Raw genomic sequence first — 10,964 nt, 5'->3', positions numbered from 1 at the left:
CCGCGACTTGACCTCCCGACCTGCCCATACCCTCCCACGCTCATGATCCACTCCCCTGCGCAGGCCGCCACTCCACCCTCCCACCCCCGGTGATCAAGGAGTTGACGTCCACCCACGACCCCCCGAGCGACACAAACTCCTTGATCACCGCCCTGGCCGGGTGAATCAGCGGGCGGTGGTGGTCAGGGCGGTGGTCACCAGCGCGGCGTTGTCGGGAGCAGGGGTGCCGTCGGGCAGCAGCAACGTGTCCTCCAGGCCGATCCGGGTGTGCAGGCCCCGCCGGACCGCCTCGGCGTACACCGGCCAGGTGGCGGGGCCCTCGCCGTGCAGCAGCACCGGCGGGTGCCCGCCGGGCAGCGCGGCCAGGATCGCCGCGGCGTCGGCGAGCGCCGTCTCGACCTGCTCGGCCACGCACTCCACGAGGATCCGTCCGGTGGGCGCGGACCAGCGGCGCCAGGCGTCGACAGCCGCCGGGGTCCAGAGACCGGCCTCGACCATCACGCCACGCTCACCCAGGGCGGCGGCGACCTCCGCCGCTCCCGGTTCGTGGGCGTTCACCGAGGCGAAGTCGGGCAGCACCGTCCAGGCGCGGACGGCGGCGACCCGCTCGGCCGGGTCGGGGACGATCCAGGCGCCGGTGCTCACCCCGACCGGCAGGCCGGGCCGGGCGGCCCGGATGGCGGTGACGGCTGCGGCGATCACCGCCGGGCCGAGCGACTCGGCGCCGGTGTCGTCGCGCGGGTGCACATGCACCGCCGCCACCCCGGCGGCCGCGCAGCGCACCGCGTCGGCGGCCAGTTCCGCCGGGGTGAGCGGCACGGCGGGGTGCTCGTCCCGCCGTCGTGTGCCGTTGAGACACGCCTTCAGCACTGGTGTGCCTCTCCTCGGGACGGAAGCCGCGACCCGGGCGGCCAGTCGGTCAGTCGAGCCGGCGGGAGTCGAGGTCGTGTTCGGCGTCGGCCATCGCGTCGGCGTCGATGTGCTCGGCGAACTCGGCCGCCTCGGCGCTCTGCGCGGCCAGCGCGTCCTTCACCGCCCGGATCGCCACCCCGGGCGGGTAGCCCTTGCGCGCCAGCATCCCGACCAGGCGGCGGAACACCGCGTCCGGCTCGCCCCGGGCGCTGCGCAGCTTGCGCTCCACCAGGGCACGGGCGGTCTCCGCCTCGGTCTCCTCGTCCAGCCCGTCCAGGGCGGCGCCGGCGACCTCGCCGTCGACGCCGCGCTGGCGCAGCTCGTTGGCGAGCGCCCGGCGGGCCAGCCCACGGCCGGCGTGCCGGCTGCTCACCCAGGCACGGGCGAAGGCGGCGTCGTCGACGATGCCCACCTCGTCGTAGCGGTCGAGGACCTGCTCGGCGACCTCCTCGGAGATGCCGCGACGGGCCAGCGCGCCGGCCAGCTCGGCCCGGGTACGCGGACGCACCGCGAGCTGCCGCAGGCAGATCTCCCGGGCCAGTTCGGCCTCGTCGCGCGGCGGAGCCGGAGCCTCCCCAGCATCGGGCTCCGCCGCGCGATCACGGCGCCCCCGGCGGGGCCGGGGCGTGCCTGTGGCGTCGCCCGTACGGGGTGGGCCGGCATCCCAGCCCCGGCCCGTACGGGCGCGTCGTCCTGCCACGGGTCAGCGGATCAGAAGTCGACCGGCGGCAGTTCCGGGCCACCGGCGGCGTCGCCCGCACCACCGGTGCCGACGCCGAGCTTCTCCAGGATCTTCTTCTCGATCTCGGCCGCCACGTCCGGGTTCTCGCGGAGGAACTCGCGGGCCTTCTCCTTGCCCTGGCCGAGCTGGTCACCGTCGTAGGTGTACCAGGCGCCGGACTTGCGGATGATCGCCTGCTCCACGCCGACGTCGATCAGCGAGCCCTCACGGGAAATGCCCTTGCCGTACATGATGTCGAACTCGGCCTGCTTGAACGGCGCGGCGACCTTGTTCTTCACGACCTTGACCCGGGTGCGGTTACCGACCACGTCGGTGCCGTCCTTGAGGCTCTCGATGCGGCGCACGTCGAGCCGGACCGAGGCGTAGAACTTCAGCGCCCGGCCACCGGTGGTGGTCTCCGGGCTGCCGAACATCACGCCGATCTTCTCGCGGAGCTGGTTGATGAAGATCGCGGTGGTGCCGGTGTTGTTGAGCACACCGGTGATCTTCCGCAGCGCCTGGCTCATCAGCCGGGCCTGGAGACCGACGTGGCTGTCGCCCATCTCGCCCTCGATCTCGGCGCGCGGCACCAGGGCCGCCACCGAGTCGATCACGATGATGTCGATAGCGCCGGAGCGGACCAGCATGTCCGCGATCTCCAGCGCCTGCTCGCCGGTGTCCGGCTGCGAGACCAGCAGGGCGTCGGTGTCGACGCCGAGGGCCCGCGCGTACTCCGGGTCGAGCGCGTGCTCCGCGTCGATGAACGCGGCGATGCCGCCGGCCCGCTGGGCGTTTGCGACCGCGTGCAGCGCGACGGTGGTCTTACCGCTGGACTCCGGACCGTAGATCTCGACCACCCGGCCGCGGGGCAGACCGCCCACGCCGAGCGCCACGTCGAGCGCGATGGAGCCGGTCGGGATGACGGCCGTCTGCACGACGGGCCGCTCCCCCAGGCGCATCACCGAACCCTTGCCGAACTGCTTGTCGATCTGAGCGAGAGCAAGGTCGAGCGCCTTCTCCCGGTCAGGCCCTGCTGCCATCGTTGCCACCCCTGCCTTCGCCGGCGTCTTTCCTGAGCTTCGCGTCACGCGGGACACGCTAGGCGCTGGGTCCGACAGAAAACCAGCCGACGGGCCGTGAGCTGTGGACGAGCACCCCGCTGTGGACAATAGCCGAACAGGTGTACGACTGGGCAAGCGACACGCGGGATCGACGAAAAGGCTGCTCAGCGTAGCCGGGCGGGCACCCGGTCGGGATACGCGGCGACCACGGCGCGCCACACCACGTGCGTTTGCTCACCGGCGGCGAGGGCCTGCTCGATGGTCCGCCCGTCGAGCTGGGACAGCACCTGGTCCCTGGCGATGCTGGCCGCGTAGCCGGGCCCGAACGCCTCCTCCAGCCGCGTCCAGAAGTCGGTCAGCCGCACGTGTTCAGTCCTCCTCGTCGAGTGGTGCCGTGGCGGGACGGCGCAGCGCCAGCGCCACCAGCGGCACCACGGCGATCGCCGACAGCAGGGTGAGCGTCGGGTACCCCACGGCCCGCATGACGAACCCGCTCGCCGCCGCCGCGCCCGCCCCGGCCAGCCCCATGAGCAGGTCGGACAGGCCCTGCACGCCGGGCCGGTCGGCGGTCGGCACCGACTCCGACAGCAGCGTCGAGCCCGCCACCATCGTGCCCGACCAGCCCAGCCCGAGCAGCGTCAGCCCCACCGACAGCAGCGGTGTGTCGTGCCCGGCGGTGCCGGAGACCGCGCACGCGGCCAGCAGCAGCGCCACCCCGCCGAGGATCACCGGGCGCCGGCCGAACCGGTCGGTGAGCCACCCCACCACCGGCGACAGCGCGTACATGCCGGCGATGTGCAGGCTCAGCACCAGGCCGACCACCGGCAGCACGTCCTCGTCGGAGTGCCACTCGCCGAGGTGCACCGGGGTCATCGACATCACCGCGACCATCACCAGGTGACCCACCGCGACAGCGGCGATGCCGAGGCGCGCGGCCGGCCTGCGGCGTACCGTGCGCCACGCGGCGACCATGCCCCCGCGGCGGGTGGCCGCGGGCGCGGCGTCCGGCACCGGCTCGGCCACCGCCAGCCGGCGCGCGGTGAGCAGCGGGTCCGGCCGGAGCAGGACCAGGATGACGACGGCGGCCAGCGTGAACGCGACGGCGCTGAAGGCGAACGGCCCGGACAGCGCCGGCAGACCCCAGCCCCGGGTGGTGTCGTCGGCGAGCGCGGCGAAGTTCGGCGCGGCCACCGCGCCGATGGTGGTGGCCCAGACCACCATCGAGAGCTGCCGCCCCCGGCGGTGCGGCTCGGCCAGGTCCACGGCCGTGTAGCGGGCCTGGAGGTTGGCCGCCGTGCCGCCGCCGAACAGCAGCATGCCGGCGAAGAGCAACGGCACCGCGCCGGTCACGGTGGCGACCACCACCAGCACGCCGCCCACCGCGCCGGCCAGGTACGCGAGGACCAGCCCCGGCCGCCGGCCGCGCGCGGCCATGAGCCGGGTGACCGGGATGGCCAGCAGTGCGCCGCCGACCACTCCGGCGCTCTGCGCCAGCCCGGCCAGCGCGGTGCCGGCGACCCGGGCGGCGAGCAGCGCGCCGACCGAGATGCCGATGGTGACGCCGATGCCGCCGATGATCTGGGTGAGGAACAGCAGCCGGACGGTACGCCGCTGGACGCGGGCGACATCCGGCCGGGGCGGGGCCGGCGCGGTCAGGTCGACGGACATGCTGCGCTCCTGGTGGGGATGGGTGTCCCATCCTCCCGCACCGGTCCGGCCGACCGGCACCCGGTTCGGCTACAGGCCGAGACCCCGGCCGATGATCTCCTTCATGATCTCGGTGGTGCCGCCGTAGATGGTCTGCACCCGGCTGTCCAGCCACGCCTTCGCCACCGGGTACTCCGCCATGAAGCCGTAGCCGCCGTGCAACTGCACGCACCGGTCGGCGACCTTCGTCTGCAACTCGGTGGTCCACCACTTGGCCTTCGCCGCGTCGGTCACCGAGAGGCGGCCCGCGTTGAACTCGGTGACGCAGTGGTTGACGAACGTCCGCGCGATGGTGACCTCGGTGTCCAGCTCGGCCAGCAGGAACCGGTTGTGCTGGAACCGGCCGATCGGCCGCCCGAACGCCTCCCGGGAACGGGCGTACTCGATGGTGAGCGCGAGCAGCTTCTCGCACGCCGCCACCGCTGCCACGGCGATGCTCAGCCGCTCCCGGGGCAGGTTGGCCATCAGGTGGTAGAAGCCGTGGTTCTCGGTGCCGATCAGGTTTTCCGCCGGCACCCGGCAGTCGTCGAAGAACAGCTCGGCGGTGTCGTTGGCCTTCAGGCCCACCTTCGCCAGGCGGCGGCCCCGGCTGAAGCCGGGCGTGCCGCTCTCCACCACGACCAGGCTCACCCCGTGCGCGCCCTGGTCCGGCGCGGTCTTGGCCACCACGACCACCAGGTCGGCCATCTCACCGTTCGTGATGAACGTCTTCTGCCCGTTGAGGACCAGGCTGTCGCCGTCGCGGACCGCGGTGGTGCGGATGCCCGCCAGGTCGCTGCCCGCGCCCGGCTCGCTCATCGCGATGGCGGTGACCAGGTCGCCGGAGCAGAAGCCCGGCAACCACCGCTTGCGCTGGTCGCCGGTGGTCAGCTCGGTCAGGTACGGGGCGACCACGTCGTTGTGCAGCCCGAACCCCAGACCGGTGCACCCGGCGGCGACGATCTCCTCGTCCAGCACCGCGTTGAACCGGAAGTCGCGCTGCCCGCCGCCGCCGTACTCCGGGTCGACGTCCGGGCCGAGCAGCCCGGCCGCGCCGGCGGCCCGCCACACCTGCCGGTCGACGATCCCGTCGGCCTCCCACTGCTCGTGGTGCGGCACCGCCTCCCGGGCGAGGAACCGACGGCACAGGTCGCGGAACTCGTCGTGGACGGGCTCGTAGAGATGCTGCTCCATGGCGGCAAGTCTGACACCGCTCAGCCGCCCCGGACAGGGGCGAGCGCCGCTCGTAGCCGGCGCTCCCGGAGGCCGGTGCGGACGGCCTCGGCCAGGATCGCGACCAGGACGATCCCGAACCCGACGGCGGCGGATTCCCACCCGGTGCGGATCGCGAGCACGATCAGCGGGCCGAGCAGCAGGACGCCACCGGCGGCCCCGAACAGCGCTCCCCGGCGTACCACCGGAAGGTTGTCCGCCACCGCCGCGCGTCCCGCCTCGTCGACGGGCGGCTCGCCCCGGCGCAGCCCGGTCTCGGTGACCGCCCAGGCGGCGGCCCGCTCCGCCTCGGCGGCGCCTGGTTTCTGAAACCAGTTCAGCATGAAGAACATGAGCCCGTAGATCACCCCGTGCAGACCGGCGTCGAGCACCGCTACCTGTACGGACTCGTCCCGATCCCAGAGCCGGATGGCCAGCCAGGCGACTCCGGCGAACGCCATGGAGATCACGTAGGGGCCGGGAGCGCCGAACCGGAGAAACGCCACGCGAGGTCGGGGTTCCGCCATGCCGGAGCCGTACCCTCGCGCGCCGTCCGGTAATCCCCTGTGGACGGTGGCGGGCGGACGTGCGGCACGCCAGGATGGCCGGATGAGCACACTCACGGGGAAACAGGTCGCCGAGGCCGGGCTGGACGGGTGGACGTACCTGCTGGGGGCGTTGCAGACGCGCATCCGTACCCCCGATTTCGCGGCCGGGATGGCGCTGGTGGCCGCGGTCGGCGCGGAGGCCGAGCGGGTCGATCACCATCCCGATCTGGACCTGCGCTACACCCACGTGGACGTGCGGCTCTGGTCGCACGACGCGGGCGGCGTGACCCAGCGTGACCTGCGGCTGGCCCGGTTCATCTCGGGGCTGGCCGCGGACGCCGGGCTCACCCTGTCGGCGGCCGGGCTGGCCCGCCTGGAACTCGCGCTGGACACCCCGGCGCACGCGGCGGTGCTGCCGTTCTGGCGGGCGGTCCTGACCTGGCAGGCACCGGGCGGCCGGGGCCCGGACGACGACGAGGTACGCGACCCGGACGGCGTGCTGCCGACTGTCTGGTTCCAGCGCTCCGGCCGGGACGAGCCCCGGCAGCGGTGGCACCCGGACGTGTGGGTCGACCCGGCCGAGGTGGACGCGCGCATCGCCGCCGCGCTGGCGGCCGGCGGCACGCTGGTCAGCGACGCGGAGGCGCCGAGCTTCTGGGTACTCGCCGACCCGGACGGCAACCGGGTCTGCCTCTGCACCTGGCAGCAGCGCTCCTGACTCAGCGCAGCGCCTTCGCGGCCACCTTCAGGTCGGCGACCAGGCCCTCGTAGGCCACGTCCTGGTTGTCGGCGCGCAGCACCGCCGACGGGTGGATGGTGGCGAGCAGCCGGGCCGCCGGGGCGTCGGCGACAGCGCCCGTCCGGTCGACCGGCACGCGCTCGAAGTCCTCCGGATGCTGGGCGGCGGCGGGCCAGGGCAGCAGCTCACCTCGCTGCTTCGTCACCCGGAAGCTCGGGCCGAGCAGCGCCTTGGCGGCGGTGGCGCCGAGCACCACCACGATCTCCGGGCGCAGCCGGGCGAACTCGGCGACCAGCCACGGCCGGCAGGCGGTGACGTGCACGCGGTCCGGGGTCTGGTGGATGCGCCGCCGGCCGCGCAGCTCGAAGCGGAAGTGCTTGACGGCGTTGGTCAGGTAGATCTGGGCGGGGTCGAGCGCCGCGTCGTCGACGGCCTTGCGCAACAGCCGCCCGGCCGGGCCGACGAACGGCAGCCCCTTCTGGTCCTCGATGTCGCCCGGCTGCTCGCCGACGAAGACCAGGCGGGCGTGCTCGTCGCCGCGGCCGAAGACGGTCTGGGTGGCGTCCCGGTACAGCTCGCAGCCCCGGCAGTCGCCCGCCGCGGCGCGCAGCTCGTCGATGGTGTCAGCCGACGGCGGGATGAACTCCTGTGCGCCGGGTGCGCTCTCGGTCTCGGCCATGCCGATCGTTCTACCCCGTTCGGCGGCGCGCACGCGAGCGGCCCGCCGCGCTGTCCGGAGGTGTTAAAAAGGGGCCCTTCCTATACCGAATGCGTTAAGAGGGGGCCCTTCCTTCCGGCGGTGAGCGCGTCGGCCAGCGCGGGGATGTCGGCCTCGTCCAGCGCGCTCACCGAGACGCGCACGGCGGGGTCGGCGGCGATCCGGTACAGGCCGCCGGGGGCGAGCGCCCACCCGGCGTCGCGCAGGGTCGTGACCGCCACCGTCTCGTCGGGCACCGGCACCCAGACGTTGATCCCGGTGCGCCCGTACGCGGTCACCCCGCGCTCGGCCAGCGCCTCGACCAGCCCGTCGCGCCGCCTGTCGTAGCTGTCCGCCGCGCGCCGCACCAGACCGGCGGTGGCCGGGTCGCGCCAGAGCGACACGACCAGGCGTTGCAGCACTGTGGACACCCAGCCGGCGCCGACCCGCGCGCGCCCGGCCACCCGGGCCACAGTGGCCTCGTCGCCGGTCAGCACCGCGAGCCGCAGGTCGGGCCCGTAGGGCTTGCTCACCGACCGGACGAAGGCCCACGCCGGGGTCGCCCCGGCGAGCGGGTGCAGGGGTACGCGGGCCAGCTCGGCGGCGTGGTCGTCCTCGATCAGCAGCAGGTCGGCCCGGCCGGCGAGCAGCGTGCGCAGCGCGTCGGCACGGGCGGCGGAGACCGCGGCGCCGGTCGGGTTCTGCGCCCGGCTGGTCACCACGAGCGCCCGGACCCCGGCGGCGAGCGCCGCCCGGACGCCGCCCACTGTGGGGCCCTCGTCGTCCACCGGCACCCCGACGGTACGCAGGCCGAGCGCCGCGATCAGGTCGAGCAGGTTGGCCCAGCCCGGGTCCTCCACCGCCACCGCGTCGCCGGGGCGCAGGTGGGCGGCGAGCAGCCGTTCGATGCCGTCGAGCGCCCCGCCGGTGACTGTCAGCTCGCCGGCCGGCACGCGATCGGCGGCGAGCCGCTCCCGGGCCAGGGCGGCCAGGTCGGGCAGCACGGCGTCGGTCGCGTACCCGCCGGGGGGTCCGATCTCGGCGGCGAGCGCGGCGAGGTGCGGGCCGAGCGGCGGCAGCAGCCGGGGGTCGGGCTGGCCGGCGGAGAGGTCACGGCCGCCGGGCAGCGGTGGGGGCAGCAGGGCGGCGCGGCGGGCGGCGACCGGCGGGCGGGGGCGGACCCGGGTGCCGTGCCGGCCGGCGGTCGCGACCAGGCCGCGTTGCCGCAGTTCCTGGTACGCCTTCGCGACGGTGGCCGGGCTGACGTCCAGCTCGGCGGCGAGCGCGCGGACGGCGGGCAGGGGGTCGCCGGGGGCCAGGTCGCCGGTGCGGATGCCGGATTCGACGCTTGCCGAAATCGCGGCGGAGGTGGACCCGACGATCTGATAATGTGCTGCCACAGTTTAGTGATTGTACTAGAACAAAGGTGGGATGTCACGTGTACCCCCCGACCGCCCGCACCACCGCCACCCGCACCCGCGACCGGATGCACTACGACCGCGCCACCGCGCACGCGCTGCTGGACGAGGCGTACCACTGCGCGCTGTCGTTCACTGTTGACGGTGAGCCGCGCATCCTGCCGACCCTGCACGTGCGCGTCGGCGACACGCTCTACCTGCACGGGTCCACCGGCAGCCGGCCGCTGCTGGCCGCCCGGGGCGAGGCCGGTCTCCCGGTCTGCGTCGCCGTCACCCACCTCGACGGGCTGATCTACGCCCGCTCCCAGTTCCACCACAGCGCCAACTACCGGTCGGTGGTGGCGCACGGCACCGCCCGGCTGGTCGAGGACGCCGGCGAGAAGGCGCGGGTGATGACCGCGCTGGTGGAGAAGGTGGCCGCCGGCCGGTCCGCCGACAGCCGCCCGCCGAACCGGCGCGAGCTGGCCGAGACGGCGGTGCTGGCGCTGCCGCTGCGCGAGGTGTCGGTACGGATGCGCACCGGCGGCGTCAACGACGAGCCGGCCGACGAGGCGCTGCCGTACTGGGCCGGTGTGGTGCCGCTGCGGCTCACGCCGGGCCGCCCCGAACCGGCGCCGGGGGTGAGCGCGCCGGTGCCGGCGTACCTGCGGGCGGCCCGGTCGCCGTGGCACGAGCCGGCGGCGCTGCGCGGCGAGCACGTGGTGCTGGAGCCGCTCGACCTCGCCCACGCCGACGAGCTGTACGCAGCCACCGCCGACCCGCAGGTGTGGCGGCACCTGGGCGGCACGCAGCCGGCCGACGCCGCCGAGATGCGCCGGGTCATCACCGACTACCTGGACGCGCAGGAACGCGGCGAGCAGGTGTGCTGGGCGCAGCGCTGCGCCACCACCGGCGCGGTGGTCGGCACGACCTCCTACTACGAGATCGACCCGGTACGCCGCTCGCTGGCGATCGGCTACACCTGGCTGGGCCGCCCGTGGTGGCGTACCGGCGTGAACACCGAGGCGAAGCTGCTGCTGCTCGGCCGGGCCTTCGACGAGCTGGACGCGGTCCGGGTGGTCTGGCACACCGACATCCGCAACGAACGCTCCCAGCGGGCCATCGAACGGCTCGGCGCAAGCCGGGAGGGCGTGCTGCGGCAGCACAAGCAGCGCGCCGACGGCTCCTGGCGGGACACCGTGCAGTACTCGATGCTCGCGCGGGAGTGGCCGACGGCACAGGTCAGCCTGCGGGAAAGGCTTCGCCCGACGGCGGGCGCGGCGTCATGATGTCCGGCGTGCTGGGGATCACCGACATCTGGACGTACGTGCTGGGCACCGTGGCGATCGTGCTGCTGCCCGGCCCGAACTCGCTCTTCGTGCTGGCCACCGCCGCCCGTCGCGGCGTGGCCACCGGTTACCGGGCCGCCGCCGGAGTGTTCGTCGGCGACGCGGTGCTGATGATCCTCTCCGCCGCCGGGGTGGCCTCGCTGCTCCAGGCGTATCCCCCGCTCTACCTGGTGATCAAGTACGCCGGCGCGGCGTACCTCGGTTATCTGGGGCTGGCCATGCTGCGCGGCGCGTGGCGGCGCTGGCGCGACCGCAACGACCCGGCCACGCCGCGCCTGATCGACGAGGTGGAGCCGGCCGGGCAGCGGGAGCCGTTCCGGAAGGCGCTGGTGATCAGCCTGCTCAACCCGAAGGCGATCCTGTTCTTCGTGTCGTTCTTCATCCAGTTCGTCGACCCCGGGTACGCCTGGCCGGCGCTGTCGTTCCTGCTGCTCGGGCTGATCGCCCAGGTCGCCAGCGCGCTCTACCTGACCGTGCTGATCTTCACCGGCACGTACCTGGCGGCCCAGTTCCGGCAGCGCCGCCGGCTCGCCGCGAGCGGCACCACAGCTGTCGCCGTGCTGTTCCTCGGCTTCAGCCTCAAGCTCGCCGCCGGCTGAGGTGTAAGGAAGGGGCCCCTATTAACACCTCCGGTAGAGGAAG

12 protein-coding genes are annotated in these 10,964 nt (G+C 74.1%); 3 read left to right on the top strand and 9 right to left on the bottom strand.

The features are described 5' to 3' along the window. Positions 1-165: 165 nt before the first annotated feature. From AB0D28_RS05635 to AB0D28_RS05605, 7 genes are all read right to left on the bottom strand, one after another. Positions 166-870, bottom strand: coding sequence for a 3-keto-5-aminohexanoate cleavage protein (locus AB0D28_RS05635; RefSeq protein WP_357382568.1), 705 nt, complete (start codon positions 868-870; stop codon positions 166-168). Positions 871-919: 49 nt separating this feature from the next. Further along, entirely contained in the window at positions 920-1,612 is a 693-nt protein-coding gene (locus tag AB0D28_RS05630; RefSeq protein ID WP_357382566.1) for a regulatory protein RecX, read from the bottom strand. Positions 1,613-1,623: 11 nt separating this feature from the next. Next, entirely contained in the window at positions 1,624-2,673 is a 1,050-nt protein-coding gene (gene recA / locus AB0D28_RS05625) for a recombinase RecA (protein WP_013284729.1), read from the bottom strand. 185 nt (positions 2,674-2,858) lie between these two features. Beyond that, a complete protein-coding gene (locus AB0D28_RS05620) occupies positions 2,859-3,059 on the bottom strand; it encodes a DUF3046 domain-containing protein (protein ID WP_073830228.1) in 201 nt (66 codons plus the stop codon). 4 nt (positions 3,060-3,063) lie between these two features. After that, positions 3,064-4,362 (bottom strand): MFS transporter, encoded by a 1,299-nt coding sequence (locus tag AB0D28_RS05615; protein ID WP_357382563.1) that lies wholly within the window; start codon positions 4,360-4,362, stop codon positions 3,064-3,066. Positions 4,363-4,431: 69 nt separating this feature from the next. Beyond that, complete coding sequence (locus AB0D28_RS05610) at positions 4,432-5,574, bottom strand: acyl-CoA dehydrogenase family protein (protein ID WP_357382561.1); 1,143 nt, start codon at positions 5,572-5,574, stop codon at positions 4,432-4,434. A 20-nt stretch (positions 5,575-5,594) separates the two neighbouring features. Continuing rightward, complete coding sequence (locus AB0D28_RS05605; protein WP_357382559.1) at positions 5,595-6,119, bottom strand: hypothetical protein; 525 nt, start codon at positions 6,117-6,119, stop codon at positions 5,595-5,597. 82 nt (positions 6,120-6,201) lie between these two features. Here AB0D28_RS05605 and AB0D28_RS05600 point away from each other — a divergent pair, with 82 nt between their 5' ends. Continuing rightward, complete coding sequence (locus AB0D28_RS05600) at positions 6,202-6,858, top strand: 4a-hydroxytetrahydrobiopterin dehydratase (protein WP_357382557.1); 657 nt, start codon at positions 6,202-6,204, stop codon at positions 6,856-6,858. Position 6,859: 1 nt separating this feature from the next. Here AB0D28_RS05600 and AB0D28_RS05595 read toward each other — a convergent pair whose 3' ends face one another. After that, complete coding sequence (locus AB0D28_RS05595) at positions 6,860-7,558, bottom strand: UdgX family uracil-DNA binding protein (RefSeq protein WP_357382555.1); 699 nt, start codon at positions 7,556-7,558, stop codon at positions 6,860-6,862. An 80-nt stretch (positions 7,559-7,638) separates the two neighbouring features. Beyond that, the gene (locus AB0D28_RS05590) at positions 7,639-8,976 is read right to left on the bottom strand and encodes an aminotransferase class I/II-fold pyridoxal phosphate-dependent enzyme (RefSeq protein WP_357382553.1); all 1,338 of its coding nucleotides are present in this window, start codon (positions 8,974-8,976) and stop codon (positions 7,639-7,641) included. Positions 8,977-9,014: 38 nt separating this feature from the next. Between AB0D28_RS05590 and AB0D28_RS05585 the strand changes: the two genes are divergently transcribed. Next, entirely contained in the window at positions 9,015-10,262 is a 1,248-nt protein-coding gene (locus AB0D28_RS05585) for a bifunctional pyridoxamine 5'-phosphate oxidase family protein/GNAT family N-acetyltransferase (RefSeq protein WP_357382551.1), read from the top strand. Then, positions 10,259-10,921 (top strand): leucine efflux protein LeuE, encoded by a 663-nt coding sequence (gene leuE, locus AB0D28_RS05580; protein ID WP_357382549.1) that lies wholly within the window; start codon positions 10,259-10,261, stop codon positions 10,919-10,921. The genes AB0D28_RS05585 and leuE overlap by 4 nt, the downstream gene beginning before the upstream one ends. Positions 10,922-10,964: the final 43 nt, after the last annotated feature.

Origin of the sequence: Micromonospora sp. NPDC048169 (assembly GCF_040652815.1) — a bacterium.
Taxonomy (GTDB): Bacteria; Actinomycetota; Actinomycetes; order Mycobacteriales; family Micromonosporaceae; genus Micromonospora.
The sequence above is the reverse complement of the archived record's forward strand: the minus strand, read 5'-3'. Positions and strand labels throughout refer to the sequence as shown.

Excerpts from the sequence above, each read along its gene's own strand:
- recA (WP_013284729.1), bottom strand. The coding sequence starts at position 2,673 with ATGGCAGCAGGGCCTGACCGGGAGAAGGCGCTCGACCTTGCTCTCGCT.
- AB0D28_RS05615 (WP_357382563.1), bottom strand. The coding sequence starts at position 4,362 with ATGTCCGTCGACCTGACCGCGCCGGCCCCGCCCCGGCCGGATGTCGCC.
- AB0D28_RS05610 (WP_357382561.1), bottom strand. The coding sequence starts at position 5,574 with ATGGAGCAGCATCTCTACGAGCCCGTCCACGACGAGTTCCGCGACCTG.
- AB0D28_RS05605 (WP_357382559.1), bottom strand. The coding sequence starts at position 6,119 with ATGGCGGAACCCCGACCTCGCGTGGCGTTTCTCCGGTTCGGCGCTCCC.
- AB0D28_RS05600 (WP_357382557.1), top strand. The coding sequence starts at position 6,202 with ATGAGCACACTCACGGGGAAACAGGTCGCCGAGGCCGGGCTGGACGGG.
- AB0D28_RS05595 (WP_357382555.1), bottom strand. The coding sequence starts at position 7,558 with ATGGCCGAGACCGAGAGCGCACCCGGCGCACAGGAGTTCATCCCGCCG.
- leuE (WP_357382549.1), top strand. The coding sequence starts at position 10,259 with ATGATGTCCGGCGTGCTGGGGATCACCGACATCTGGACGTACGTGCTG.